The 24,024-nt window shown below is 68.0% G+C and carries 21 protein-coding genes and 1 tRNA gene; 12 read left to right on the top strand and 10 right to left on the bottom strand.

Annotation, left to right across the window (positions count from 1 at the left end; all coding sequences use genetic code 11):
• Window positions 1-305 precede the first annotated feature (305 nt).
• Window positions 306-737 (bottom strand): cupin domain-containing protein, encoded by a 432-nt coding sequence (locus M9978_RS00195; RefSeq protein WP_254290774.1) that lies wholly within the window; start codon window positions 735-737, stop codon window positions 306-308.
• Window positions 738-833: 96 nt separating this feature from the next.
• Between M9978_RS00195 and M9978_RS00190 the strand changes: the two genes are divergently transcribed.
• The 3 genes from M9978_RS00190 to M9978_RS00180 all read left to right on the top strand — a co-directional run bounded on the left by M9978_RS00190 (window position 834) and on the right by M9978_RS00180 (window position 2,855).
• Window positions 834-1,172: a glycine zipper 2TM domain-containing protein gene (locus M9978_RS00190; RefSeq protein WP_254290773.1), complete on the top strand. Its 339-nt coding sequence runs from the start codon at window positions 834-836 to the stop codon at window positions 1,170-1,172.
• Between the two features lie 92 nt (window positions 1,173-1,264).
• The gene (locus M9978_RS00185) at window positions 1,265-1,633 is read left to right on the top strand and encodes a glycine zipper 2TM domain-containing protein (protein WP_254290772.1); all 369 of its coding nucleotides are present in this window, start codon (window positions 1,265-1,267) and stop codon (window positions 1,631-1,633) included.
• A 49-nt stretch (window positions 1,634-1,682) separates the two neighbouring features.
• Entirely contained in the window at window positions 1,683-2,855 is a 1,173-nt protein-coding gene (locus tag M9978_RS00180) for a glycosyltransferase (RefSeq protein ID WP_254290771.1), read from the top strand.
• Here M9978_RS00180 and M9978_RS00175 read toward each other — a convergent pair.
• Window positions 2,839-3,960 carry a DUF3089 domain-containing protein gene (locus tag M9978_RS00175; RefSeq protein WP_254290769.1) on the bottom strand — a complete coding sequence of 374 codons (1,122 nt, stop codon included), beginning with the start codon at window positions 3,958-3,960 and terminating at the stop codon, window positions 2,839-2,841. The two genes, M9978_RS00180 and M9978_RS00175, sit on opposite strands and share 17 nt — an antisense overlap.
• A gap of 76 nt (window positions 3,961-4,036) precedes the next feature.
• Here M9978_RS00175 and M9978_RS00170 point away from each other — a divergent pair, with 76 nt between their 5' ends.
• Window positions 4,037-5,143: a tetratricopeptide repeat protein gene (locus tag M9978_RS00170; RefSeq protein ID WP_254290768.1), complete on the top strand. Its 1,107-nt coding sequence runs from the start codon at window positions 4,037-4,039 to the stop codon at window positions 5,141-5,143.
• Here the strand turns inward: M9978_RS00170 and M9978_RS00165 are convergent.
• The 4 genes from M9978_RS00165 to yajC are packed head-to-tail and all read right to left on the bottom strand — an operon-like array spanning window position 5,140 to window position 8,474.
• The gene (locus M9978_RS00165) at window positions 5,140-5,502 is read right to left on the bottom strand and encodes an Mth938-like domain-containing protein (RefSeq protein WP_254290767.1); all 363 of its coding nucleotides are present in this window, start codon (window positions 5,500-5,502) and stop codon (window positions 5,140-5,142) included. The two genes, M9978_RS00170 and M9978_RS00165, sit on opposite strands and share 4 nt — an antisense overlap.
• On the bottom strand, window positions 5,502-6,479 hold the full coding sequence (gene secF, locus M9978_RS00160; RefSeq protein WP_254290766.1) for a protein translocase subunit SecF: 978 nt from the start codon (window positions 6,477-6,479) through the stop codon (window positions 5,502-5,504). The genes M9978_RS00165 and secF overlap by 1 nt, the downstream gene beginning before the upstream one ends.
• A 9-nt stretch (window positions 6,480-6,488) precedes the next feature.
• Window positions 6,489-8,132, bottom strand: a complete 1,644-nt coding sequence (gene secD / locus M9978_RS00155; RefSeq protein WP_254290765.1) for a protein translocase subunit SecD — start codon at window positions 8,130-8,132, stop codon at window positions 6,489-6,491.
• Between the two features lie 3 nt (window positions 8,133-8,135).
• On the bottom strand, window positions 8,136-8,474 hold the full coding sequence (gene yajC / locus M9978_RS00150) for a preprotein translocase subunit YajC (protein WP_254290763.1): 339 nt from the start codon (window positions 8,472-8,474) through the stop codon (window positions 8,136-8,138).
• A 210-nt stretch (window positions 8,475-8,684) separates the two neighbouring features.
• Between yajC and M9978_RS00145 the strand changes: the two genes are divergently transcribed.
• Window positions 8,685-8,761: transfer RNA gene (locus tag M9978_RS00145), tRNA-Pro, on the top strand.
• A gap of 99 nt (window positions 8,762-8,860) precedes the next feature.
• Here M9978_RS00145 and M9978_RS00140 read toward each other — a convergent pair.
• From M9978_RS00140 to M9978_RS00125, 4 genes are all read right to left on the bottom strand, one after another.
• The gene (locus tag M9978_RS00140; protein WP_254290757.1) at window positions 8,861-10,282 is read right to left on the bottom strand and encodes a nucleoside hydrolase-like domain-containing protein; all 1,422 of its coding nucleotides are present in this window, start codon (window positions 10,280-10,282) and stop codon (window positions 8,861-8,863) included.
• Window positions 10,283-10,464: 182 nt separating this feature from the next.
• Window positions 10,465-11,598 (bottom strand): lactonase family protein, encoded by a 1,134-nt coding sequence (locus M9978_RS00135; RefSeq protein WP_254290756.1) that lies wholly within the window; start codon window positions 11,596-11,598, stop codon window positions 10,465-10,467.
• Window positions 11,599-11,699: 101 nt separating this feature from the next.
• Window positions 11,700-12,311 (bottom strand): alpha/beta hydrolase, encoded by a 612-nt coding sequence (locus M9978_RS00130; protein ID WP_254290754.1) that lies wholly within the window; start codon window positions 12,309-12,311, stop codon window positions 11,700-11,702.
• A 140-nt stretch (window positions 12,312-12,451) separates the two neighbouring features.
• The gene (locus tag M9978_RS00125) at window positions 12,452-13,156 is read right to left on the bottom strand and encodes an arylesterase (protein ID WP_254290752.1); all 705 of its coding nucleotides are present in this window, start codon (window positions 13,154-13,156) and stop codon (window positions 12,452-12,454) included.
• Here M9978_RS00125 and M9978_RS00120 point away from each other — a divergent pair.
• The 7 genes from M9978_RS00120 (at window position 13,155) to M9978_RS00090 (ending at window position 23,971) form a co-directional block, all read left to right on the top strand.
• A complete protein-coding gene (locus M9978_RS00120; protein ID WP_254290750.1) occupies window positions 13,155-13,856 on the top strand; it encodes an ABC transporter ATP-binding protein in 702 nt (233 codons plus the stop codon). The genes M9978_RS00125 and M9978_RS00120 overlap by 2 nt on opposite strands.
• The gene (locus tag M9978_RS00115) at window positions 13,853-16,369 is read left to right on the top strand and encodes an ABC transporter permease (RefSeq protein WP_254290749.1); all 2,517 of its coding nucleotides are present in this window, start codon (window positions 13,853-13,855) and stop codon (window positions 16,367-16,369) included. Before M9978_RS00120 ends, M9978_RS00115 begins: the two co-directional genes overlap by 4 nt.
• A gap of 80 nt (window positions 16,370-16,449) precedes the next feature.
• The gene (locus tag M9978_RS00110; RefSeq protein ID WP_254290748.1) at window positions 16,450-17,925 is read left to right on the top strand and encodes a carboxylesterase/lipase family protein; all 1,476 of its coding nucleotides are present in this window, start codon (window positions 16,450-16,452) and stop codon (window positions 17,923-17,925) included.
• A 16-nt stretch (window positions 17,926-17,941) separates the two neighbouring features.
• The gene (locus M9978_RS00105; RefSeq protein ID WP_254290747.1) at window positions 17,942-18,715 is read left to right on the top strand and encodes an SDR family NAD(P)-dependent oxidoreductase; all 774 of its coding nucleotides are present in this window, start codon (window positions 17,942-17,944) and stop codon (window positions 18,713-18,715) included.
• 126 nt (window positions 18,716-18,841) lie between these two features.
• Window positions 18,842-21,127, top strand: coding sequence for a TonB-dependent receptor (locus M9978_RS00100; RefSeq protein WP_254290746.1), 2,286 nt, complete (start codon window positions 18,842-18,844; stop codon window positions 21,125-21,127).
• A 23-nt stretch (window positions 21,128-21,150) separates the two neighbouring features.
• Window positions 21,151-22,554: an FAD-binding oxidoreductase gene (locus tag M9978_RS00095; protein ID WP_254290745.1), complete on the top strand. Its 1,404-nt coding sequence runs from the start codon at window positions 21,151-21,153 to the stop codon at window positions 22,552-22,554.
• A 139-nt stretch (window positions 22,555-22,693) separates the two neighbouring features.
• The gene (locus M9978_RS00090) at window positions 22,694-23,971 is read left to right on the top strand and encodes an MFS transporter (RefSeq protein ID WP_254290744.1); all 1,278 of its coding nucleotides are present in this window, start codon (window positions 22,694-22,696) and stop codon (window positions 23,969-23,971) included.
• Window positions 23,972-24,024 lie beyond the last annotated feature (53 nt).

Here is a 24,024-nt window from a genome sequence, read left to right as displayed (position 1 = left end):
TGACGGCCCGCCTGTTCCGCGCCGAAGCGTGGAAGAGACGTTTGGACACCGGTTCCGTTTCGTATCCGCCCCACTCGCTCTCGCGAGCGAAACGGGCCGTTTCCCGGGGTGGCGTCCCCGTTCCGATCCGTGTGGTTTCCCGAAGGCACCTGCGCGTTTCGAACCGTTGTAAACTTTTGATTTAACTCCGATTTCTCGGTGTCTCGTCATCCGCTTACAGTCATGATGCTGTCACTGAATCCGAGTCGCGCAAAGCCGCAATCGACTTGCGCCAGCCTGTGGATAACGTGGATAACGTGGACGGATCAGCGCCCCGGGTGCCAGTCCGGCGGGGCCAGTTCGAACCCGGCAAAGTCGAAGCCGGGGACGACGAGGCAGCTGACCAGGGTCCAGCCGCGCCGCGCCCGCGCGGCCTGCCAGCGAGTCGCGGGCACCAATGCCTGGGGCGTGTAGCCAGCCAGCACATCGCCGCCAAGCGCGATCGTCACGGGGTCGGCGTCGCTCTCGTCGGCGATCAGCAGGTCGAGCGGTGCGCCGGCATGCCACAGCCACAATTCGTCGGCATCGACGCGGTGCCAGTGCGAGCTCTGCCCCTGTTCGAGCAGAAAGTGGATCGCGGTGCCGCGCGAGCGAGCGCCCTCCCCCGCCGCGGCGCGCCAGCTCTCGCGATACCAGCCGCCCTCGGGATGCGGCGCGAGGTTCAGGCGGTCGATGATTGCGCGAGCGTCTTCCTGCATGGCGGATGAACTGCACGAAATGTTACGTTCATGAAACCGGTCTTAGCGAGCTTCGTTCTTGCCGCAGGGTTCATGGTAGAGAATGGAGTTTTCGTGATGCGTAACTTGATGATGGCGCTCGGCGCCGCTTCGCTGGCCGTTCCTGCAACGGCGATGCTGCCCAGCCTTGGCGGACCCAGCTTCGGGACCGAAGCCCAGGCGCAGTCAGGCAAGCGCTATCGCTATCGCGAGTGGCGCGGCCGTGACGGCCGCCGCTATTGCCGCCGCAGCGACGGGACGACCGGTCTGGTCGTCGGTGCAGTCGGCGGTGCGCTGGTGGGCCGCGCGATCGATACCGGCGGCGACCGCACGGTCGGCACGCTGCTTGGCGCCGCTGCCGGCGCGGTGGCTGGCCGTGAGATCGAACGCAGCAGCAGCCGTCGCCGCTGCCGCTAAATCGATAGCGACGAACAAGAGCGGGGCGCGGGGGGAAACTTCCGCGCCCCGTATCGTTTGAGTTGAGCGAGGGGCACCGTAGGAGATGCCCGATGAGGAAGTTTATGATCGCCGCGAGTACCGCGGCACTGGCGCTGACCGGCGCTTGTACCGGCTATGGCTATGACCGGCCGGGCTATGCCAGCGACGACTATTGGGATGCGCCGCGTTACTATCGCGACGGCAGCTATGAGGAACGCCGGCTGGGGCGTGACGACCGCGTCTATGTCGGCCGCGACGGCCGCTATTATTGCCGCCGTGGCGATGGCACCGCGGGCCTGATCGTCGGCGGGATCGCCGGCGGCGTGCTGGGCAGCATCATCGCACCGGGCGGATCGAAGACGCTCGGCACGATATTGGGTGCCGCGGGCGGCGCCGCGATCGGCGCGTCAGTCGATCAGGGCGAGGTGCGCTGCCGCTAATTGGCGGGCGTAGTGCGCTTTTAACGCCAAGGGTGTAGCGCGTGGAGCGATGCTCCGCGTGCTCACCCTTTCGTCGCTTTTTCCCGATGCATCGCGGCCCAATTTCGGCGTGTTCGTCGAACGGCAGACGCTGGGGCTCGCCGCACATCCCGACGTCGAATTGAAGCTGGTCGCGCCGCTGGGGCTGCCGCCCTGGCCGCTGAGCCGTGCGGCGCGGTATCGCGCGCTGGCGGGATTGCCGGCGCATGAGCACTGGAAGGGCGTCGAGACCTGGCGGCCGCATTTTCTGAACGTGCCGGGCACTGGCGGGCGGTTCCATGCGGACCGGCTGACTCGGCGGCTGGCGCCGCTCCTCACGCGCATCCGACGCGACTTCGCCTTCGACGTGATCGATGCGAGTTTCTTCTTCCCCGACGGACCTGCGGCAGTGGCACTGGGGCGGCGCTTCGGCGTGCCGGTCTCGGTCAAGGCGCGCGGGGCGGATATCCATCATTGGGGCAGCGCACCGGCAACCGCGCCGCAGGTGATTGCCGCCGGGCAAGCCGCCGACGGATTGCTGTGCGTGTCGCAGGCGATGAAGGCGGACATGGTCGCGCTGGGCATGCCGGCGGCACGGATTCGCGTGCATCATACCGGGGTGGACCTGACGCGCTTCGCACCGAGCGATCAGGCCGCGGCGAAAGCGGCGCTGGGGGTCGAAGGACCGCTGGTGGCATCGGTCGGCGCGCTGATCCCGCGCAAGGGGCACGACATCGTCATCGACGCGATGGCCACCCTGCCCGGCGTGCAGTTGCGCATCGCAGGCGAAGGGCCGGAGCGGCCCCGGCTGGCGGCGCAGATCGCGCGGCTGGGCGTGGGCGACCGGGTGAAATTGCTGGGCAGCGTGGCGCATGGCGAACTGCCGCCGTTGCTGGCGGCGGCGGACGTGATGGCGCTGGCGTCGTCCTCCGAGGGGCTGGCCAATGCCTGGGTCGAGGCGCTGGCGAGCGGGACGCCGCTGGTGATCTCCGATGCCGGGGGCGCGCGCGAAGTGGTGACCGCGCCCGAGGCGGGACGCGTGGCGGCGCGCAATGCGGGCGCGTTCGCATCCGCGATCGGGGAACTGCTCGCCGCGCCGCCGCCGCGTGAGACGGTGCGCGCGATGGCCGCCGGGTTCACCTGGGAGGCGAACACCGCGGCATTGTACGATCACCTGCGCGGGCTGGTCACGGCACGCGGTTGATCGCCCAGGCCGATGCCTGGAGGTCGGCGAGCTTGACCAGATCGCCCATCGCCAGATTCATGTCGACCAGATGCAGCCCCCAATCGTCGAGGCGGCGCGACCCGATCATCACGTCGCCGGCGATGTCGTCGGTGCGCGGATCGGCGGGGTCGGGATTGAGCGTGATCGAGAGATAGTTCGCGCCGTCGCGCTCGACGCATTCGCCCGAGATCATGCCGGGGAGCTTGACGAAGGGCGTCGTCACCGGCGTGCTGTCCTTGCTCCACTGGATCGCCTGCGTCGTGCCGAGCAACGTGGTCGTCGGCAAATAGGCGTCGAGCGGCATTTCGCCGCCGCCGGGCGCGGCGGGGTTGACGCAGGCGACGCGCATGCCCGGCTGCGCGGCGCGGGCGAAGCGGCTGGCGGCGGGCGGGGGCACGGTCGCGCGGAAGCTGACATAGCCGACCAGACAGCCAGTGTCGGTGGCGTTGGCGCAGGTGGGGATCGATTTGAGCGCGCCGGTGCGCTGGCCGGCGGTCAGCTCGACATTGCCGCCGATCGGCATGGCGGAGATGAGCTGCTTCATTGCGGCTGGCTTGCCGTCGAATTCGCCCGCCAGCAGCATCATGACCATGCGCGCGCCCTGGCTGTGCCCGATCAGCACGACGCCACGACCCTTGTTGTCGCGCTTAATATAGTCGCCGAACGCAGCCTTCACGTCGTTATAGGCCAGCGCGAGGTCGGCGGTGACGGGCTGGCCGGTCATCGCCGCGCGCAAGGCCTTGAGCGTCACCTGCCGGTACATCGGCGCATAGACGCGGCAGACGCTGCGGAAGCGTGCGGCCTGGATTTGCGCGACGCGGCGTTCGGCTTCGTCGATGACGAGGTCGCTGTTGAGCGCGTCGTCGGTCGACACGGTGGGATAGACGTAGAAGCAATCGAATGTCGGGTCTGTCGCCGGGACGAACCGCTCGACCGTGCGCGTGCCGTCGGGCGCGATGACCGTGGCGTCGAGCGGGACAGTGCAGGCGTCCTGCCGGCCGGGGCGGCATAGCCAGTTGGCGCCATTGCCATAGTCGGCAGCAGCGGCTTGCGCGGCGGCCAGTGCGATGGCGGCGGTCAGCATGATGCACTCTCCTCTTGTATTCGGTGGCGTTCGTAACCGACAATGGCAGCGGGGCAAATGTATTGGAAGATCGGGTATGGATATGGGGGCATATCCGGTAACCGTGGCGATTGCTGCGGCACCGGTCGAGCGGGCGGACGAGCTGGAACAGGCCGGGCGTTACCGCGACGCCGAGCCGCTGCGGCGCGCGGCGTTCGAACGCGCGCGGAAGGGAAAGGCGGCGGCGCTGGCGGACATCGCGGAGAAGCTCGCGGACAATCTGGCGATGCAGATCCGCCTCGCCGATGCCGAGCCCTTCTACCGGCTGGCGCTTGATGCCCGGCTCAAGCGGCATGGCGAACAGCATGCGGCGACGGCGCGCAGCCTGCGGCAGCTGTCGGCGCTGCTGCTGGCGCGCGGCGAGCTGGGCGAGGCCGAGCAGATCGCGAGGCGCAGCCTGACGATCCAGCGCGCGGTGTCGCCGGCGGGCGATATCGAGATCGCCTGGTCGCTCAACAATCTGGCGCAGGTGCGCGCGGCGCGCGGGCAGCCGTTCGACGCGGACCTGCTCTACCGTGATGCGATCACGATCGCGCGGGCGACGGCGCCGCTGGCCGAGGATGCGCTGGCGGTGCTGCTCAACAATCGCGGGCTCAATTTCTATCGCATGGCGGTGTCCGCCGATATTCCCCTCGCCTTTCGCCGGCCCGCGGGGACGACGCGCGGCGTTATGCTGCCGGTGGCGGACGACATGCCGGTCGCCGATGCCGACCGCAAGCGGCTGCTGGCGCAGGGCCGGACCTTGCTGAACGAGGCGCTGGCGCTGGCCGAGCGGCGGTTCGGAGCCGAGCATCCGGATACGGCGAACCTGCTCAACGGGCTGGCCGCGAACCACCTTGCCGCCGGCGAACGCAGCCGCGCGGAAGCGCTCTACCGGCGCGCGCTGACGATCAAGGCGAAGTTCCTGTTGCCCGAAGACCGCGACCGCATCGTCGGCGCGTGGAGCCTGGGCGCGGTGCTGGCGCGGCTGCCGGGGCGCGGGGCCGAGGCGCGGACGCAGTTGCGCGCGGCAGCGGCGGGGGCGCTGGGCGCGCAGTCGCGCTATCGCGAATATGACCGGGCGGCGAGCGCGGAGCTGCGCAGCTATGCGCCGGTGTTCTTGGGACAAGTGCGCGTCGCCTGGACGCTGGCAAACGCGCGCTAGTCGAGCGGATAGAGCGCGGCGGCGATCCAGCGCAGCTCGGCACGCAACACGCCCCAGGCGCGCGCGGCGGCGCGGCTGTCCATGACTTCGATCCCGAACGGCAGCGCGGCCTCGAGCGCGGGCGGCGGGCGGCGCAGTGTCTGGCCGGTGCCGAGCAGGAGGAATTCGGGCGGTGGATCCAGCGCGAGCAAGGGCGCGAAGTCGGCCGGGGTCAGCGTGTCGAGCGGCGGCGGCGACCAGCCCTCAGCGCGGCTGGGTGTCAACAACAGGCCTTCATAGACATTCTCGTCCACGCGGAAGCCGCGGCCGCTGAACCCCGACACCACCGGTCCCTCGACGCGGGACCGGTCCATCCGCATCAGGGCATGTCCTTGAACGACACCCGCTCGGCGCCTTCGACGCCCTTCGGCCCGGCGACTTCCCTGGGCAGGAAGCTGTCGGGCTTGAGGCGCAGCCACAGCAGGATCGCGGCGGAGACATAGACCGACGAGAAGGTGCCGATGACGATGCCGAGCAGCATCGCCGCGGTGAAGCCGAAGATCACGTCGGGGCCGAGCGCCAGCAGGATGGTCAGCACGATGCCGATCGAGAGCGAGGTGACGACGGTGCGCGACAGCGTCTCGTTGATCGACAGGTTGAGCAGCTCCTCCATCCCCATCTTGCGGTATTTGCGCATATTCTCGCGGATGCGGTCATAGACGACGATGGTGTCGTTGAGCGAATAGCCGATGATCGTCAGCACCGCCGCGACGATGTTGAGGTCGAATTCGAGCTGGGTCAGCGCGAAGAAGCCGAGCGTCAGCGCGACGTCGTGGAACAGCGCGAACAGCGCGCCGACGCCGAACTGCCATTCGAAGCGGAACCAGATGTAGAGCGCGATCGCGATCATCGCGAGCGTCAGGCTGATCGCGCCGTTGCGGAACAGCTCTTCGGAGACCTTGCCCGACACGCTCTGCGCGCCGCCGACCTGCGCGCCGGGATAGTCCTTGAGCACCGCCGCGCGGATCGCGCTGGCCGCTTTGTTCGCCGCTTCCTCGCCGCCCTCGGGCAGCGGGGTGCGGATCGAATATTCGCTGGTCTGGCCGATCTGCTGGATCGTCGCCTCGCCCACGCCGAGCGCCTGAATGCGCTCGCCGAGCTGCGGCACGTCGATCTGCCGGGTGAAGGTGACGCGGGTCTGCTGGCCGCCGATGAAATCGATGCCGAGGTTGAACCCCTTGACCACGCACAGCGCGATCGAGCCGATGATGAGCAGCAGCGACAGCCCCATCGCCACGTTCCGCCATTTCAGGAACGGGATGTTGGTGTTGTCGGGGACGAGCTTGAGCGGACGCATTTCCGGCCCTTAAATATTGATCGACTTCGGCCGGTTGCGCTTCAACCAGTCCGCGACGAGCAGACGGGTGAAGGTGACGCCGGTGAAGACCGAGGTGACGATGCCGATCGCGAGCACGACCGCGAAGCCGCGGATCGGACCCGAGCCGAACACGAACATGATCGCCGCCGAGATGACGTTGGTGATGTTCGCGTCGAAGATCGCGCGGCTGGCTTCCTTGTAGCCGAACTCGACCGACGAGACGGCGGCGCGGTTGCGGATGCGCTGCTCCTCGCGGATGCGTTCGTTGATCAGCACGTTGGCATCGACCGCCGCGCCGATCGTCAGCACGAAGCCGGCGATGCCGGGCAGCGTCAGCGTCGCGCCGAAGAACGCCATGATGCCGAAGATCATGATCGCGTTCACCACCAGCGCCGCGGTCGTATAGACGCCGAAGCGGACATAGGTGAGCAGCATGAACAGGATCAGCGCGAGCGTGCCGACGATCCCGGCGATGATGCCCTTCTGGATCGATTCCTCGCCGAGCTCGGCCGAGACGGTCCGTTCCTCGACCACCTTCAACGCGACCGGCAGCTTGCCCGAACGCAGCGCGATGGCGAGCTCGTTGGCGCTCTCGACCGTGAAGCCGCCCGAAATCTGGCCGCGGCCGCCGAGGATCGGCTCGTTGATGTTGGGCGCGGAGATCACCGAGCCGTCGACGATGATCGCGAACGGCTTGCCGACATTCTGCTGCGTCGCCTGGGCGAAGCGGCGGCCGCCCTGCCCGTCGAAAGTGAAGCCGACCACGACCTGCTGCTGCTGGTCATATTCCTGATTGGCGTTGATCAGCTGATCGCCGCTGACGATCGTCTGACGCTTGAGCGCGATCTGCGGCTGGTGCCCCTGCTGCGTGGGGTAAGCCACATAGGGGATGCCGCCCGGCGCGTTGGGATAAGGCAGAATCTCGCTGCCGATCGGCGCATTGCCCTTGGCCAGATCGGCCGGGTTGGCGTTGATGTCGACCAGCTTGAATTCGAGCCGCGCGGTCTTGCCGAGCAGCGCCTTCAAGGCTTCCGGATCCTTGAGCCCCGGTACCTCGACGAGAATGCGGTTGGCGCCCTGCAGCACGATCGTCGGCTCGAGCGTACCGAGCGCGTTGATGCGGCGATCGACCACCTCGCGCGCGTCGGCCATCGCCTGCTTGACCGCTTGCTCGAGCCCGGCCTTGGTCTGGGTGACGACGAAGCGCGTGCCGTCGCGTACCTCGATCGTCCATTCGCGCTGGCCGGTCATGCCGGCGCCGCTGCCGGTGAGTTGGAGCAACCGCTCGCGCGCAGCGTCGACCTTGGTCACGTCGCGGACCATGAAGCTGATCACACCGTCGCGCATCGAGATGTCGCCGATGTCGATCCGCGGGTCCTGACGGCGGAACTCGGTCTCGATCTCGTCGCGCTTCGCCGACAGCCGCGTCTTGGCGAGGTCAGCGGTGTCCGCTTCGAGCAGGATCGAGCTGCCGCCGGCCAGATCGAGGCCGAGGTTGACGACGGGCTGAGGGATCCAGCCGGGCCATTTCGCGCGCGCGCTTTCGGGCACGAAGCTGGGAATGGCGAGCAACAGGCAGACCGCGATCGATGCCCAGACCGCCCACACCTTCCACTTCGGAAAGTCCAACATTGCTTAGTCGTTCGCCGGCTTGCCGCCGAGCGGCTGGACCTCGACGATGGTCGCCTTGACCACCTTGACCTTCACGGTCGGCGCGATCTCGACCTGCGCATAGACGTCGTCGACCGACACCACCTTGCCGACCAGCCCGCCGGCGGTGACGACGGTGTCGTTCTTCTTGATCGACGCGATCGACGCCTGAAGCGTCTTCATCCGCTTTTGCTGCGGGCGAATCATAAGGAAGTAGAAAGCGACGAAGATCAGGACGAGCGGAAGGATGCCCATGATGCCGCCCATCGGGCTTGCCTGAGCTGCGCCGCCTGCGGCCTGTGCATATGCTGGTGAGATGATCATGGTTCCCCGGGCCTGTGATGTGGCCTGAAATGGTGGGGGCGCATGCCCCCGGGTTCAAGGCGCGGGCGCTACCATGCGTGTCCCGGGCGTGCAACCATTGCCGGCCCGTTGCCGAAAGGCAACAAACCCGACGTCGCGGCGGATCGGCAACGGGTCGCCCCTACCCCCTTGCATCGGGCTCGCCGCGGGCCTAGAGGCCGCTCCCTCGGTCGGGGCGTAGCGCAGCCTGGTAGCGCATCACACTGGGGGTGTGGGGGTCGCAGGTTCGAATCCTGTCGCCCCGACCAAGAAATCCAAACAGGCGGAATGGCATTCACGGCTTTGGAGCCGCAATCGCTTCGTTCCGGGCTATCACGCATTTCTGGCGCTAGGGCGCGCTCCCCCTTCTAGCCGGTCACGTCGACGATCACCCGGCGATAGCGAGTCAGGCTCGGACTGCCGCTGTCGCTGACGGCCAGGATCAGGTGCAGCGTGCCGTTGCGCAGCACTCGCGCCGTCGGGATCGTCACGTCCGCCGTGCCGGCCGCGCCGGTCGCGATTTCGATCGGCACGCCGACCTTGCCTGACGAGACGGTGAAGGTGCCCGGCTCAGGATAATGGAACCAGCGATAGTCGAGCCGGTCGCCATCGGGGTCCGACGATCCCGCGGCGCTCAGCCGGATGGTCTCGCCGCGCCTCGCCGTCAACCGGTCGGCGTGGCCAAGGCGCACGACCGGGGGATGATTGGCCTGCTTGTACGGCTTGATCGTCCAGTCCATGCGCGCGGCGAAGTCATTCTGATACGCTTGCCGCCAGCGCCAGATGGTTGCCTTGTTGCTGGTGTGCCACTGGCCGTCGGCACCGAGCACCTCGTCTTCCGCATCGGCCCAGAAAGCGCGCGTCTCGGACTGAAGGAACCATTTTCGGGTGCGCGGCTGATAGTGTTCATAACGGCCGCCCCAGCTGCCCCAATCGGGATGCTCGGGGCTGCCGAGGCCGTTCCCGATCAGATACAGGAAGGACGGCGTGTCGCCCTCCATGATGAACTCGGTATGCGGATATTCGGCGCCCAGCGGTCCCTTGGCGCGCACGTTCCGGTCGAGCCAGGGATTGTCGACGATGGCGAAGTCGGCGCCGACGAACCGGCCGTGGAACCGGTCGCCGCTGATGCCGCTCCAGGTCGAGGCATGATAGGCGGCGCCGGCATGCACGCCGGGACTGGCAATGTAGAACAGGCCCGGAAACTTGCTGCGGATCCAGGGGCCGCTGTCGTCCTGGTCGGAGATCGTATAGACTCGAAGCTTCGCGACGAACCGGGCCAGCTCCGCGGGCGAGCGGTCGCGCTCCACTCGCCACAGCGCCTGCGCCAGCACGTTGGGCCCGCCCCACACCAGGACCCAAACCGGCCGCGGATCGGTCTTGTCGACCGTGTCGATCAGCAGTTGCGAGCCGGGCGAATCCTGACCCTCGCCCACCGCCTTCAGGCCAAAGAGCGGGCGGCCCGCACGGACAACCGAGAGCAGTTGGGCCTCGCTGGGGAAGCCAGCCTCATGCTTGAGGAGATTGCCGCGGACCTTGCCATAAGCTTGCACGATGCGGCGGATTCGGTCCGGCGCGACACGGTCGGGCAGATGAACGGATGTCGTTGCGATGAGTCCGTCGACGTCCCACTGATTGGCGTAAGTGAGAAACCGGACAAGCGACTGCGCGTCGTCCGGCTCGTTCTCGATATCGGTCAGCACAACGACACGCGGCCGCTGCACATCGCCTGTTGCGGCGGCCGTGCCAGCTGCCGGGTTGAATGCCAAAAGCGCGAGAATCGCGGACAACAGATGCGGAATTCGGACGCGCGCGTTGTGTGACCGGCACTCGGCGCCGATTGATTTCGCCATGAACAATCCTCGCTCCGCATTCATCGGTTCATTCGAAGAAAATCGAAAGTTTATCAATTATCGAGTTTGCGGATCGAAGAGTGTGCGCGCGGCCTGGTGCCGCGTGCGCGCGGCGCGGGTCAGCCCGCGTTGGCGAAGGTGATGTTCGCCGGCTTGGGCACCGCCAGCGACTTGCCGGTGGCGGTGAGCATGCCGTTGCGTGGGTCGATTGCGAGCAGTGTGAGCAGGTCGCTGCGTTCGTTGGCGACGATCATCCAGCGGCCGCCGGCGTGGATGCGGAAGTCCCAGGGATAATTGCCGCCCGACGCAATGCGCTGGATCGGCCGGAGCGTGAAGTCGCGCGGGTCGATCGCGTGGACCACGATCGTCGAATCGCCGCGGTTGGCGACATAGGCGAAGCGTCCGTCGCGGCTGATCATGACTTCGGACACGGTGCTGGCGCCAGTGAAGCCCGGCGCGTTGGCGGGGAGCGTCTGGAACAACGTCGCCCTGCCTACGCGCGCATCCCAGCGAATTGCGAAAATGTCGGCGGTGAGTTCACCGAGCAGGTAGATGATGCGGCCATTGGGGTGGAAAGCGAAGTGCCGCGGGCCGCTGCCGGACGGCAGGATGAGGTGGCGGGCGACGTCGTCATCGGCCAGCGCCCCGGTGCGCGGATCGAAGCGATAGACGAACAGCCGGTCGGTACCGAGATCGGCGACCAGCGCGAAGCGGCCCGAGGGGTCGAGCATGACGCCGTGCGCGTGCGGACTCGCCTGACGGCGATGCGGGCCGGAGCCGCTGGCGGCGATGGTTGAAATCCGCGCGCCGGGAAATCCGTCCGGGCCGATTGCGATGCTCGCCACCGACCCTTCGGCATAATTGGCCGCGAGCAGGGCGCGTCCGCGCGGATCGATCGCGAGATGCGTCGTCCCGCCTCCTGCAGGTGCCGCGCCCGCTCTGGTCAGGCCGCCGCTCGCGAGATCGATGCGGAACGCCACCACCTGCCCGGCCGCGCCCTGATCGGCGACGTACAGCATCGACAAGCGCGGGTGCAGAAGGGCCCAGGTCGGTTTGCTGAGCGTGGCGACGGGGCCGATCATGCGCAGTTCACCCGCCCTTGCGTCGAGCCGGGCTGCGTGCAGCGTCGTGCCGTTCGAGCCGATGAAGAAGAGGTCACCCGGCGGCCGGGTTCGCGCGGCGCGCGGCGCGCATCCGGCGAGGGTGAGTGCGACGGGCAGCGCTCCGCCCAGCAATGTCCGGCGATCGATCATCGGTTCTGCCCCTCTCCGTGCCGCTACGATGCTATCCGGACGGCGCGTGGGCAGACCCCGAAGTTGCGGGGACCGCGATCACTTTTGCGGCAGTGCGCGGGTCAGCCGCCCTCACCGCGCAGCGCGCGGGCGCGGCGGATGTCATTGGCGATGACCGCGCGGCTGATGCGGCGGACGAGGCGCTGGGCGCTGTGCCAGGCGCGCGGGTCGCCCGCCTGATCGATGCTGCGCTGACGCCCGCCGGCAAGCAGGCGGCTACCCCAGGCGTCGATATGCGCATCGAGCGCGGGATCGTGCAGCGCGTCGCGATCATCGCCGGTCAGCACCAGCGAGGGGAACGGCAGCGCGACCGCGGGCGAGGCGAACATCTGGCGCTTGTCGGCCTCGTGCGGCGGCTGGACCGGGTCGAGCAGCAGCGCCCCGGCGACCTTCGAAACATAATGCGACGGCGACAGCCGCGCCCACCATGACGCGGCGAAGCAGCCCACGCCTTCGGCCACGAACAGCACCGCGCGGTCGGCCTGCATCACGGCATCGTCGAGCTGAGTCGCCCACACGCTCTGGCGGCGCGGGCGATTCATCTCGAGCGCGATGTGCGCATCGCCCGTCTCCGGCCAGCGCAGCCGCGATTCCCATGCCGGCGGGCGCATACCGGCTTCGGCAATGGTGACGATCGAAAACAGGCGAGGATCGTGAGCGAGGGTCAGCGCCATGCGTATATTCCTTCACTGAACGAAAGCGACCGGGCGTAGTCGCGCAACAATATCTCAGGCGAGGCCCATGCGGCGCAACAATTTCTATCGGCCGAAGTTCCGCTCTGGCGCGACGCGGGAACGTTTCGTCTCCGCACCCGTCACTTTGCGAGGCGCGCGGCGACCACGCGGACGACCGCGGCGGTGATTCTCTCGACGCCCTTCTCATTGGGATGGATGCCGTCGGGCAGCAGCAGCGCACGGTCGGTGATCACGCCATCGAGGAAGAAGGGATAGAGCGGGACGTCATATTGCCTCGCGAGATCGGGATAGATGGCGTTGAATTGCCGGGCGTAGTCGGCGCCCATGTTGGGCGAGGCGACCATGCCGGTGAGCATCGCGGGGATCTCGCGCTTCTTGAGCTCGGCGAGGATCGAGTCGAGATTCCGGCGGGTGTCGGCCGGGTTCAGGCCGCGCAGCATGTCGTTGGCGCCGAGACCGACGATGACGAGGTCGGGCTTGCGCGGCTGGCCGTCGAGGGTGAAGGCGAGCCGCTGGAGCCCGGCGGCGCTGGTGTCGCCCGAGACGCCGGCATTGAAGACGGCGGCCTTGACGCCCTGCGCCGCGAGCGCGCGCTGGAGCGCCGGGGCGAAGCCCTTGTCCTGCGGGAGGTTATAGCCGGCGAACAGGCTGTCGCCGAACACGACGACCGATTTGCCGTCGGCGGCGGGCGTTGCGGCGGTGGCAGTGGGCGTCGCGGAGGGCTGCGGATCGGGCGTGGCGGGCGAACATGCCGCCGCGAGGTGGACAAGCGCCAAAGCCACTCCATATGTCCAGAACGTCCTCAAGGAGCTTCCTTCCTTCATGCATGCACCCGCCCAAGCGGACCATATCGCGATCCGCGCCCGCGATGTCACCCTGTCGCTCGGCACGCGCGACGCGCCGGTCGAGATTTTGAAGGGCATCGACCTCGATATCGCCAAGGGCGAGAGCATCGCGATCCTGGGCGCGTCGGGGTCGGGCAAGTCGTCGCTGATGGCGGTGCTGTCGGGGCTGGAGCAGGCGAGCGGCGGCAGCGTGCGGGTCGGCGGCGTGGATTATGGCAAGCTCAGCGAAGACGAGCTGGCCAGGGCGCGGCGCGGGCGCGTGGGGATCGTGTTGCAGGCGTTCCACCTGCTGCCGACAATAACCGCGCTGGAGAATGTCGCGGTGCCGCTCGAGCTGGCGGGCGCCGAGGATGCCTTTGCGCGGGCCGAGGCGGAGCTGGTCGCGGTGGGGCTGGGGCACCGGCTGCACCATTATCCGGCGCAGCTGTCGGGTGGCGAACAGCAGCGCGTGGCGATTGCGCGCGCGGTGGCCCCGCGGCCCGACATCTTGTTCGCCGACGAGCCGACCGGGAATCTCGATGCGGCGACCGGGGGTTCGGTCACCGATTTGCTGTTCGAGCGGCACCGCGCGGCGGGCGCGACCTTGCTGATCATCACGCATGATCCGGCACTGGCCGAGCGCTGCCAGCGCGTGGTCGAGATGTCGGACGGACGGATCGTGAGCGAGCGTAGCGCGTGACGCTGGGTTGGGCGCCAAGCTGGCGGATCGCGCGGCGTGACCTGCATGCCGGGTTTCGCGGACTGCGATTGCTGTTCGTGTGCCTGTTCCTCGGCGTCGGCACGCTGGCGGCGATCGGCAGCCTGACCTCGTCGATCACGAGCGAGCTGGCGGCACGCGGGCGCGTGCTGCTCGGCGGCGATGTCGAGGTCGGCATGACTCAACGCGAGGCGAGCGCCGCGGAAAAAACCGAGCTGCGGCGGCTGGGGACGGTGAGCGAGACGATCCGCATGCGCGCGATGGCGCAGCGGACCGATGGCAAGGCGGATGGACCGGCAGCGGTGCTGACCGAATTGAAGGGCGTCGATGGCGCCTATCCGCTGTACGGCACGCTGGCGTTGCAGGGCGGAAATTATGCCCCCCTGCCCGCGGACCGCATCCTGATCGGCAATGCGCTGGCCGAGCGGCTGCTGGTCAAGGCCGGGGACCGGCTGCGCTATGGCACGGCGGACTTCACCATCGCGGGCGTGATCGCCGACGAGCCCGACCGGGTGAGCGAAGGCTTTACGCTCGGGCCCGTAGCGATCGTCTCGATGGACGGCATGCGGCGCACCGGGCTGATCCAGCCGGGCAGCCTGTTCGAGAGCAAATACCGCGTGCGGCTGCCCGCCGGGGCCGACGCCAGGACGGTGCGCGACGATCTGGAGAAGCGGCATCGCAGCGACGGCTGGGACCTGAAGGATCATGAGCGCGCCGCGCCGGGCGCGAACCGTTTCTTCGAGCGGATGGGGCAGTTTCTGTCGCTGATCGGGCTGGCGGCGCTGGTGATCGCCGGGATCGGGGTGAGCAACGGGGTGTCGTCCTATCTCGCACAGAAGCGCGGCGGGATCGCCACGCTCAAGGTGCTGGGCGCGACTTCCGGCGATATCGAGCGAATTTATCTGTTGCAGGTCGCGGCGGTGGCGGCGGTGGCGATCGTCGTGGGGCTGGTCGTGGGCGCATTGCTGCCGCCGGGACTTGTCGCGCTGGCAGGGGATATTCTGCCGGTGCAGCCGGGGTTCGCGGTGCATCCGCTGCCGCTGGCGACGAGCGCGGCCTATGGCCTGCTGATCGCGCTGATCTTCACCCTGCCGCCGCTGGCGCGGGCGCGGACTCAGCCGGCGGCGGCGATCTTTCGCGCGCTGGTCGATCCGCGGCGGCGCGTGGACTGGCGCAGCACGCGGATCGTCGCCGCGGCGGGCGCGGCTTTGGTCGCAGTGGCGCTGCTGACCGCGCGCGAGCCGGTGTTCTCGGCGGCGGTGCTGGGCGCGGTGGTGGCGGTGCTGTTGCTGCTGCTCGCGCTCGGCTGGGGGGTGAGCCGGATCGCGCGGCGGGTGCCGCGGCCGAAGCGGCCATTACTGCGGCTGGCGCTGGCGAACCTCTATCGGCCGGGCGCGCAGACGTCGGCGCTGGTGGTCGCGCTGGGGCTGGCGTTGACGCTGTTCGTGACGCTGGCGGGAATCCAGACGAGCCTGAATGCCGAGATCGAGCGGACCGTGCCCAAAAAGGCGCCCAACCTGTTCGTGCTCGATGTGCCATCGACCGAGGAGGCGCGGTTCAAGGCGCTGATGACGCGCGAGGCGAAGGGCGCGCAGCTCAATATCGTACCGGCGCTGCGCGGGACGATCGTCGCCTATGACGGCAAGCGAGTCGCCGACATGAAGGAGCGGCCCGAGGGCGCGTGGTTCCTGCGCGGCGAGCGTGGGGTGACTTATAGCGCGGCCGTGCCGCAGGGCAGCGAGCTGGTGGCCGGAAAATGGTGGCCGGCCGGCTATGATGGCCCACCCTTGCTGTCGCTCGATGCCGAGGCGGCGCGAATCCTGAATATCGGTGTCGGCGACAGCATGACCGTCAGCGTGCTGGGGCGCGAGATCGAGGCGAAGATCGCGTCGCTGCGCAAAGTCAATTGGGACACGATGGGGTTCAACTATGTCCTCGTCTTCTCGCCCAATACGCTCAAAAGCGCGCCGCACAGCCTGACCGCGACGGTGACGATGCCGCCGAGCAAGGATGGCGCGGTGACGCGGGCGCTGCTCGCGGCGTTCCCGGGCGCGTCGGTGATCGCGGTGAGCGAGGTGATCGGGCAGATCGGCGGCATCCTCGAGCAGATGTCGAGCGCGATCGTCGCGGCGGCCTCGATCGCGATCCTCGCCGGGATCGCGGTGCTGATCGGCGCGATCGTGGCGTCGCGACAGGCGCGCAGCTATGACAGCGTGATCCTCAAGACGCTGGGCGCGACGCGGGTGCAGGTGCTCGGGACTCAGGCGCTGGAATATGGATTGCTGGCCGCGGTGCTGGCATCGGTGTCGCTGCTGCTCGGCATGGGCGCGGCCTGGTATGTGATCGTGCAGGTGTTCGAGTTCGGCTGGGCGCCGGACTGGTTCGTGGTGCTGGCGACATTGGGCGGCGGGGCGCTGATCACGCTGGGGATCGGGCTGGCGGGGTCGATCCCGCTGATGTCGGTGCGGCCGTCGCGGGCGTTGCGCGAGCTGTGAACCGCGCGGCACGGCGGGACTGCAATCCGGCATAGCGAGCGCGGGAGACGCGAAGGCGGCTGGCGCGTTAGGGCGACGCGATGACCGATACGACCCTTTGCCTGCCTGATGGCGAGATTCGCGGCGCCGTTTCCGGTGGTGTCCGCCGCTTTCTGGGCATTCCCTATGCCGCGCCGCCGGTGGGAACGAACCGCTTTGCCGTGCCGCAGCCGGTGCAGCCGTGGCCGGGCGTGCGCGATGCGACCGTTCCGGGGCCGAGCGCGCCGCAGCGCACCCCCACCCTGCCCGCGCTCGACATCGTGCCGCTGGTCGGTGACGGCGGCACGCGCGGTGATGATCATCTGACGTTGAACATATGGGCGCCGCAGGATGCGGTGGGCCGCCCGGTGATGGTGTTCATCCATGGCGGCGGCTTCGTGCTCGGCAGCAAGGACGTGCCGGTGCAGGACGGCACGTCCTTTGCCCGCGACGGCGTGGTGATGGTGTCGATCAACTATCGGCTGGGGATAGAGGGATTTCTGCCGATCCCGGGCGTGCCGACCAATCTCGGCCTGCGCGACATGATCGCGGCGCTGAAATGGGTGCAGGCCAATATCGCGGCGTTCGGGGGCGATCCGGACAACGTCACGGTGTTCGGCGAATCTGCGGGGGCGATGGCGACCGCGAACCTCGTCGCCTCGCCGCCGGCGCAGGGGCTGTTTCGCCGCGCGATCATTCAGAGCGGGCACGGGTCGATGGTGCGCGAGATTCCGGTCGCGCAGCGGCTGGTGCGCAAGCTGGCCAAGCTGTTGCGGGTCACGCCCGACGCAGACGGGTTTCGCTCGGTCGAGCCGATGCGCGGGGTGGACGCGATCGAGAAGCTCGCGCTGCCGTGGAAGATCGATTTGCGCGACGAAAACGGGTTCGAGCCGGTCTATGGGATCAGCCGCTTCATCCCGGTCTATGGCGACGATGTACTGCCGCAACATCCGCTCGCCGCGCTGGCCGGCGGGGTCGGTGGGGATGTGGAGGTGCTGATCGGCACCAATGCGCAGGAGATGAACCTCTATCATGTGCCGACCGGGGTGCGCGAGAAGATCCCCGGCTGGCTGGTCAAATTGCTGGTCGGGCGGTCGATGCCGCGGGCGCGCGAGGCGCTGGCGGCTTATGGGCTGGGCAAGCCGGGCGTGAAGGCCGGGCATGCGATGACCGATGCGCTGAGCGACTTCGTGTTCCGCTGGCCCGCGCGGCAATTCGCCGCGGCGCATCGCGGGCGGACGCATCTGTATGAGCTGGACTGGCGCTCGCCGGCATGCGGCGGGCAATTGGGCGCGGCGCACGGCATGGAGCTGCCGTTCGTGTTCGACACGCTGGCTTTGACGAGCGGTGCGCGCGGGCTGACCGGCGAGGCGCCGCCACAGGCGCTGGCCGACCATGTCCACCGGCTGTGGGTCGATTATGCCAGCAGCGGCGCGCTGCCCTGGCCCGAATTCGGTACGACGCGGCAGGTCTATCAGCTCGAGGCCGGGCACACGGTCAGCGAGCCGGTGATGCCGGCGGCGCGCTTTCTTCCCTGAATTTCGGAGCTTCATCATGTATCTCGACCGTTTCCGGCTCGACGGCCGGGCCGCCTTCATCACCGGCGGGGCTCAGGGCATCGGCTATTGCGTCGCCGAGGCGCTGGCCGAGGCTGGGGCGCGGGTGACGATCGGCGACCGCGATGCACGCGCGATCGAGGCGGCGCGGCGGGCGCTGGGCGAGAAGGGCTATGAGGTGGCGGGCATACCGCTCGATGTGACAGATTCCGCCGCTGTCACCGGCGCTGCCGATGCGCTGGCGGCGAGCGCCGGGCGAATCGACATTCTCGTCAACAATGCCGGCATCGCGCGCAGCGAGACGCCCGCCGAAGATGTCGCCGACGAGCATTGGCTCAACGTGCTCGACGTGAACCTCAACGGCAGCTTCTGGTGCGCGCGCGCGTTCGGGCGGCATATGCTGGCGCAGGGCTCGGGCAGCATCGTCAATGTCGGGTCGATGTCGGGCTTCATCGTCAACCGCCCGCAGCCGCAAAGCTATTACAATGCCTCTAAGGCCGCGGTGCACCAGCTAACGAAAAGTCTCGCCGCCGAATGGGCCGACCGCGGCGTGCGGGTGAATGCGGTGGCGCCGACCTATATCGCGACGCCGCTCAACGCCTTTGCCGACAAGCAAGGCGAGATGTATCGCCGCTGGATCGACGGCACGCCGCAAGGCCGGCTGGGCGAACCCGAGGAAGTCGCCGCGGTCGTGCTGTTCCTCGCCTCCGACGCGGCGAGCCTGATGACCGGCAGCATCGTCCTCGCCGATGGCGGCTATACCTGCTGGTGAGCGATCCGGCGAAGCGCGCGTGCGGATCGGCATAGCCGCTGGACCTTTCAGATAGGTCAAGCTATCGGATAGGTGAAAGATCGAACCGAGCGGGCATGAGTCCCGGCCGGCATGGGAGACGATATGATGCGCACGATCCACCGCCTGACCCTGACCACCGCGCTGGCGCTGAGCCTGCCGCATGTCGCGCAGGCGCAGGACGCCCCCGCCACGACCGAAGCAGTCGTTGGCGAGAATGAGATCATCGTCACAGCGACCAAGCGCAGCGAGCGCCTGCAGGACGTTCCGGCATCGGTGTCGGTGGTTCAGGCGACCGACCTGTCGAAGGAAGGCGTCGTCCGCTTCTCCGACTATGCCTCGCGCATCCCCGGCCTGTCGCTGACCAGCGGCCGCACCGGCAACGCGCAGGTCACATTGCGCGGCATCACCACCGGCGCCGCGCAGCCTGGTTCGACCACCGGCTATTATGTCGATGAAGCGCCGGTCGGATCGGTCAACGCCTATACCGGCGGCAACGCGATCACGCCCGATCTCGACCCGGCCGATCTCGGCCAGATCGAAGTGCTCAAGGGGCCGCAGGGCACGCTCTATGGCGCGGGCGCCGTGGGCGGTCTGCTCAAATTCACCACCGCCACGCCGAGCCTCGATGAATTCCAGGGACGCATGTCAGCCGGCATCACCGCGGTCGCCAAGGGCGAGGTCGGCTATTCGGCGCGCGGCATGGTCAACATTCCGCTGTCGCCCGGCGGCCTCGCACTGCGCGTCGCCGGATTCTATCGCCGCGATCCGGGCTATGTCGACAACGTCAATCCGCGGATCGGTGAGAAGGATGCCAACACCGCCTATGTCCGCGGCGGCCGCGTCGCGCTGACCGGTCAACTCGGCCCCGATGTGCGGATGCAGATTTCGGCGATCGCCCAGGACACCACGAGCGACGCGGCGAACGGCGTCGATGTCGATGCCGTCACGCTGCGCCCGATCAACGGCGACCTGACCAACAACCGCTTCGTGCCGGAGCGCGGCTATGTCCGGCTGCGGCTCTACAATGCCACGTTCAACGCCGATCTGGGCAAGATCGATCTGGTTTCGTCGACCACCTATCAGCGCATCTATTTCCGCGAGATCGGCGACGCGACACGCAGTTTCGCCGCCATTCTCACCGGCAACGCGCCGGTGCTCGCCGTCTTCGCCGGGATCGCCGTGCCGCCGAACCTCGGCATGCGCGTCAACACGATCAAGCACACCGAGCGGTGGTCGCAGGAAGTTCGCGCCAGCGCCACCGATCTGGGCGGGTTCCTCGACCTGCAGGGCGGCGTCTACTGGACTCACGAATCGAGCACCAACCGCATCCCCAATATCGACTATTTCTCGACCGCCACCGGCGCTCCGATCACCACGCTGCCGCCGTTCGCGGTGGCGTCGATCGACTCGACCTATGAGGAATATTCGTTCTTCGGCAATGCGCGCATCCATCTGGGCGACCGCTTCGACGTGCTTGGCGGCATCCGCGTGGCGCATGACAACCAGAATTATGTGCAGGATTATCGCGGCCTGCTGATTTCGCTCTCGACCGGCGCGATCGTCGCCGGCGCCACCACCGCGACGCTCGCCGCCAAGGGCAAGGAAGAAGCGACGATCACCACGTGGATGGTGTCCCCGCGCTTCCGCGTCTCCGACAATCTGATGATCTATGGCCGCGCAGCGACCGGCTATCGTCCCGGCGGCCCGAACCCCGCGCCGCCGACCGGCAACATCCCGCTGACCTTCCAGCCCGACAAGCTGACTCAATATGAGGTCGGCATCAAGGCGTCGACGCCGGACCGCATCTTCTCGGCCGAGGGCGCGCTGTTCTACACCGACTGGAACAACGTCCAGATCCAGACCAGCGGCGGCGGGTTCAACTATCTGGTCAACGGCGGCAGCGCACGCAGCCAGGGCGCCGAGCTGACGCTGCGCGCCGCGCCCGCCAGCGGGTTCAACCTGACCGGCAACATCGCCTATACCGACGCCAAGCTGACCGCGAACGCGCCGGCCGCGGGCGGCCTCAACGGCGACCGCCTGCCCTATGTGCCGCGCTGGACGGGCTCGCTGAGCGCCAACTACACGGCAGAACTGGGCGGATCGGCGAAGCTGAACCTGGGCGCGACCGCCAATTACGTCGGCGATCGCAAGAGCGATTACACCAACCGCTTCCCCAAGAAGCTCGAGAGCTACGCGACGTTCGACCTGCGCGCCGGGATCGAAAGCGGCAGCTGGTCGGTCTCGGCCTTCGTCAAGAACCTGACCGACAAGCGCGCGATCGTGGTCGCCGGCCCGCTGAGCGGCACGCCGTCCAACACGGCAGGCGCGCTATATTCGGCGGCGGTCATCCAGCCGCGCGTGATCGGCGCCGAAGCCGCGATCCGGTTCTGATCCGGACGCAGGGGGGACGCGACATGCACTCCGATCCCGCAGCCTTCAAACCGTCCAACCTCGAGCCGGGCTTCCGCGCCCGGCTCGAGGACCGGTTCGGCGCGCAACTCCAGACCGGCGAGGCGATCCGCGCCCAACATGGCGCGAGCGAGACGCATTTCGAGACGATGCTGCCCGACGCGGTGGTGTTCGCGCGCTCGGTCGAGGATGTGATCGACGCGGTGAACCTGTGCCGCGAAGCGAAGGTGCCGGTGACGCCATACGGCGCGGGTACCTCGATCGAGGGCAATGCCACGCCGATCCATGGCGGGGTCAGCCTCGATCTCAGCGAAATGAACCGCATCCTCGCGGTGAACAGCGAGGATTTCGACTGCGTGGTCGAGCCCGGCGTGCGGCGCGAGCAGCTCAATGAACATCTTCGCGATCAGGGGCTGTTCTTCCCGATCGATCCCGGCGCCAATGCCACGATCGGCGGCATGACCTCGACTCGTGCGAGCGGCACCAACGCGGTGCGCTATGGCACGATGCGCGAGGCGGTGCTGGGGCTGAAGGTGGTGACGCCCGATGGCCGCGTGATCCGCACCAGCCGCCGCGCGCGCAAGTCGGCGGCGGGCTATGACCTCACCCGGCTGTTCGTCGGATCCGAAGGCACGCTCGGCATCGTGGTCGAAGTGACGCTGCGGCTGCATCCGATCCCCGAGCAGATCAGCGCGGCGGTGTGCGGCTTCGACAGCCTCAAGGGCGCGGTCGATACCGTCGTCCAGTCGATCCAGCTCGGCATTCCGCTGGCCCGCGTCGAAATCCTCGACGCGATGCAGATGCGCGCGTGCAACAAATGGTCGAAGCTCGACTATCCCGAGCTGACCACCCTGTTCTTCGAGTTCCACGGCAGCCCGCTGCAGGTCGGCGAGCAGGTCGAGATGGTGAAGATGCTGTCGGCGGAAAATGGCAGCGGGGAGTTCGCCTGGTCTAATCTGCCCGAAGAACGCTCGAAGCTGTGGAAGGCGCGGCACGAGGCCTATTATGCCGCGGTCAATCTGCGCAGCGGCGCGATCGGCTGGGCGACCGACGTGTGCGTGCCGATCAGCCGGCTGGCCGAATGTATCGAGGAGACGCATGCCGACCTCGCCAAGTCGGCGATCCCGGCGACGATCCTGGGGCATGTCGGCGACGGCAATTTCCACGTCGTCTTCTCGATCGACCCCAACGCGCCCGAGGAAATGGTCGAGGTCGAGGCGATCAACGCGCGGCTGGTCGAGCGCGCGTTGGCGATGGACGGCACCTGCACCGGCGAGCATGGCATCGGCATCGGCAAGCAGGACTGGCTGGTCGAGGAACTGGGCGACGCGGTCGATCTGATGCGCGCGATCAAGCGCGCGCTCGATCCGGAGAATCTGTTCAACCCCGGCAAGATCTTCCAGCTGTGATGAAGCCGAAAGGGCATCATCAAGCCCCTCCCCTTCAGGGGAGGGGTTGGGGGTGGGGCGTAGCCGTCTCATCGAGACCGTGATGCGCGTGGATAGCCCCCACCCCAACCTCTCCCCTGAAGGGGAGGGGCTATCACAAGTGCCAGCCTTCTCCCACTCGGTGCCTGCCCTGCTCGCCTTGTCGCTGGCGATGGCGGTGGGCTTTACCGCGATGGGATCGTTCGGCACGGTGCAGGAGGCCGCCAAGGCCGAGCTGGGGCTGAGCGACTATGCGCTGAGCCTGGTGCAGGGCGTGTCGGCGGCGATCCCGATGGTGCTGCTGTCGGTGCCGATCGGCATCCTCGTCGACCGCGCCAACCGCGTGCGGCTGATGATCCTGCTGGCGCTGGTGTGGACCGCGGGAACGGCGCTGACCGCCGCCGCGCCCGATGCCAACATCCTGTTCATGGCGCGGATGCTGACCGCGATCGGCGCGACCGGGTCGCTCACCGCCGCTTTGTCGCTCGGCGCGGATCTGGTCGTTCCCGAGCATCGCGGGCGGGCGGCGCTGATGACATCGCTGGGCAAGACGATCGGGATCGCCGGCGGGTTCGCGGTGAGCGGCTGGCTGATCGGCTGGTTCATCGGCCACGGCACGACCGTGTTCGGGCTGAGCCCGTGGCGCAGCACGCATGCGGTGCTGGCGTTGCTGAGCCTCGCGCTGTCGCTTCCGCTGCTGCTGTTGCGCGAGCCGCCGCGGCACGAGATTGCTTCGGCGCAGGCCAGACCACCCTTCCGCGTCGTCACCGCCGAACTGTGGTCGCGCCGCCGCTTCCTGATCCCGCTGTTCGCCGGGCAGGTCAGCGTGGTGATGGCGGATAACGCCGCGATGGTGTGGGCGGCGCCGGTGCTGACCCGCAACCATGGCCTGACGCCGAGCGAGTTCGCGGGGTGGATGGGCGCACTGATCCTGCTCACCGGCCTCGCCGGCGCGGTGCTGGGCGGGATCGCGGCCGATTGGGGACAGAAGAGCGGGCGTCGCGGCGGCATCCTGATCGGCGCAGTGATCGCGGCGGTGGCAGGCGTTCCGGCGGCTTTGTTCCCGATCATTCCCGATGTGACCGGCTTCGCCGTCGCGCTGGGCGCGCTGATGTTGGGTGGGACGGTGACGGGCCTCGTCGTTTCGGTCGCGCTGACAGTGCTGCTGCCCAACGAGCTTCGTGGCCTCTGCATCGGTGCGTTCATCGCGGTTGCCGGGCTGATCGGCTTCGGCATCGCGCCGACATTGGTCGCGGCGGTGAGCGACTGGATGGGCGGCGAGCGGCATCTGGCGGAGGCGCTGGCGATGGTCGGGGTGGTCGTCAGCGGGGCGTCGGTCGCCGCGTTCTGGCAGGCGATGCGCACCGCACCGGAGTCCGCCATCGCCGAACCTATCTGATAGCTATTGACTCAAGCTATCTGAAAGGTCATGCTCCTTCGAAAGAGGAGGAG

This window comes from Sphingomonas tagetis (assembly GCF_024211275.1).
Classification (GTDB): Bacteria; Pseudomonadota; Alphaproteobacteria; order Sphingomonadales; family Sphingomonadaceae; genus Sphingomonas; species Sphingomonas tagetis.
Note: the sequence above shows the minus strand (reverse complement) of the source record. Positions and strands in the feature narration are given on the sequence as shown.

What these genes read in the sequence shown, in the direction of transcription:
- M9978_RS00195 (WP_254290774.1), bottom strand. Translation starts at nt 737, where the DNA reads ATGCAGGAAGACGCTCGCGCAATCATCGACCGCCTGAACCTCGCGCCG.
- M9978_RS00190 (WP_254290773.1), top strand. Translation starts at nt 834, where the DNA reads ATGCGTAACTTGATGATGGCGCTCGGCGCCGCTTCGCTGGCCGTTCCT.
- M9978_RS00185 (WP_254290772.1), top strand. Translation starts at nt 1,265, where the DNA reads ATGAGGAAGTTTATGATCGCCGCGAGTACCGCGGCACTGGCGCTGACC.
- M9978_RS00180 (WP_254290771.1), top strand. Translation starts at nt 1,683, where the DNA reads ATGCTCCGCGTGCTCACCCTTTCGTCGCTTTTTCCCGATGCATCGCGG.
- M9978_RS00175 (WP_254290769.1), bottom strand. Translation starts at nt 3,960, where the DNA reads ATGCTGACCGCCGCCATCGCACTGGCCGCCGCGCAAGCCGCTGCTGCC.
- M9978_RS00170 (WP_254290768.1), top strand. Translation starts at nt 4,037, where the DNA reads ATGGATATGGGGGCATATCCGGTAACCGTGGCGATTGCTGCGGCACCG.
- M9978_RS00165 (WP_254290767.1), bottom strand. Translation starts at nt 5,502, where the DNA reads ATGCGGATGGACCGGTCCCGCGTCGAGGGACCGGTGGTGTCGGGGTTC.
- secF (WP_254290766.1), bottom strand. Translation starts at nt 6,479, where the DNA reads ATGCGTCCGCTCAAGCTCGTCCCCGACAACACCAACATCCCGTTCCTG.
- secD (WP_254290765.1), bottom strand. Translation starts at nt 8,132, where the DNA reads ATGTTGGACTTTCCGAAGTGGAAGGTGTGGGCGGTCTGGGCATCGATC.
- yajC (WP_254290763.1), bottom strand. Translation starts at nt 8,474, where the DNA reads ATGATCATCTCACCAGCATATGCACAGGCCGCAGGCGGCGCAGCTCAG.
- M9978_RS00135 (WP_254290756.1), bottom strand. Translation starts at nt 11,598, where the DNA reads ATGATCGATCGCCGGACATTGCTGGGCGGAGCGCTGCCCGTCGCACTC.
- M9978_RS00130 (WP_254290754.1), bottom strand. Translation starts at nt 12,311, where the DNA reads ATGGCGCTGACCCTCGCTCACGATCCTCGCCTGTTTTCGATCGTCACC.
- M9978_RS00120 (WP_254290750.1), top strand. Translation starts at nt 13,155, where the DNA reads ATGCATGCACCCGCCCAAGCGGACCATATCGCGATCCGCGCCCGCGAT.
- M9978_RS00125 (WP_254290752.1), bottom strand. Translation starts at nt 13,156, where the DNA reads ATGAAGGAAGGAAGCTCCTTGAGGACGTTCTGGACATATGGAGTGGCT.
- M9978_RS00110 (WP_254290748.1), top strand. Translation starts at nt 16,450, where the DNA reads ATGACCGATACGACCCTTTGCCTGCCTGATGGCGAGATTCGCGGCGCC.
- M9978_RS00105 (WP_254290747.1), top strand. Translation starts at nt 17,942, where the DNA reads ATGTATCTCGACCGTTTCCGGCTCGACGGCCGGGCCGCCTTCATCACC.
- M9978_RS00100 (WP_254290746.1), top strand. Translation starts at nt 18,842, where the DNA reads ATGCGCACGATCCACCGCCTGACCCTGACCACCGCGCTGGCGCTGAGC.
- M9978_RS00095 (WP_254290745.1), top strand. Translation starts at nt 21,151, where the DNA reads ATGCACTCCGATCCCGCAGCCTTCAAACCGTCCAACCTCGAGCCGGGC.